This window comes from Roseateles sp. P5_B10 (genome assembly GCF_056400485.1).
Window position 1 is genome coordinate 1 of sequence record NZ_JBFULE010001077.1, and the last position, 1485, is coordinate 1485.

Sequence of the window (1485 nt, forward strand, 5' to 3'; positions counted from 1 at the left end):
GCGCAGTTGGAGGTCGAGGAGTTCCTCCTGCTTCTGCTGGACCTGTGCGGCGGCCACGAAGCCGCTGCCGGCCAAGTCCTGTTGCCGCTGCAACGTCTTCTGCGCGAGTTGCAGGCGCAACTCGTGTGCCTCAATCTCAGCAATTGCTTGTCTTTCCTCGCTGCGCAGGCTTTGCTCTCGGCTAAGCAGGGCTTCGGATCTCTGTCGCAGGTTTTGGTCGGTTAGGCGACGTTCTGTTTCTAGGGTCGCGCGACGAGCCGCTATTGCCTGAGCGGTAAGTAGTGCGGCATCTCCTCGGGCGGTGATGCGCTCGGCCTTAAGAGTCAACAGTGGCTGGCCAAGTTCCACAATGTCGCCTTCGTGCGCCAGAAATTTGGCAATCACGCCAGCCTGCGGCGCCGTGACATTGATCAGTCCTCCCGCTGGCAAAAGGAGGCCGTGCACAGTGATCTTTCGCGTGATCTGCCCCCAGCAGACGTACGCAACGAGAACTGCGGCCATGAACAACGAGGCGCCTGCGACGAGGCTAAAGCTCAATGGCCGAGCGATGCGGATGTCGCCCAACCACTGTGCTTGGCGTGCTGAAAGGACTTCCGCTCGGAAGAGGGGAGGCGCTGAGCCACTCCTTGAAGCTGCGGGCGCTGCCACGTCGGTCCCCGGTTGGGAAGCGGCTAACGCAGTTGTCAGCGGAACGTTAGACATGGTAGGCGGGGCCTTGGTTTCGCGCCCCTGCCGTTCCTCTCGGCCTGACCGGGTCTTTTGATACCCGTATCTATGTGGACGCGCCGTTGTGGTTTGACCGCAGCATAGGCGGCCAGTTAACCGCGCTTGGCTTTGGTGCAAATCCTATGAATGCAAACCCTATGTGCATTCGATGCATTTCGCCCAACTGCATCAGCTGGGCAAATGGGTAGCCGTTAGCGGCACGTCCGGCAAAGAAGGGCGCATATAGGCGAAGGATGCACCTATCAACGCTACCGCCTGCCGCCTTGAACAGCACCCGCCTTGGACTGTCGTTGTCTGTAACTCGACGAATCTCCGTAGCTCTTACTTACACTTGTCAGCTGACACGCTTAGAAGAGCGTTGCATTCATGACGCAATCCGTAGTAATACGCTTGACGGGACTTGCCGTAAACAGGCCAAAACTGGCACAAAAAAATAGAGCCGCCTGCGTTTCGCGACAGCTCAGTGGTAAGTGAGACTGTCGTGGTCTGACCGGTGCGTTGTCGAGGGCAGTGATCCCCAAACCTAGCCGGCGGGACGTAACTCACCCGCTTCGGCAATCAGTGGCGGTTGCGCCCGTTCCGGCGTCGCCAACTCCTGGACTCAGCGGTTGGTGCTCGGATAGGTTCGAGTGCAAATGGTGGTCACGACCTTCCAAGGAATGCCGCGATCGTGAAGTCATCGCCTGGCGTGTGGCCGGCAAAGGTCTGCTGGGTTGCGCAGGTGCACTCGATATGCTCATCGAGGCCGCTGAACAGGGC

At 59.3% G+C, this 1485-nt stretch carries 1 protein-coding gene; it reads right to left on the reverse strand.

Annotation, left to right across the window (positions count from 1 at the left end; all coding sequences use genetic code 11):
• A partial coding sequence (locus AC1DU6_RS30955; RefSeq protein ID WP_477861943.1) for an HlyD family secretion protein occupies positions 1-564 on the reverse strand: 564 nt, incomplete at its 3' end.
• Positions 565-1485 lie beyond the last annotated feature (921 nt).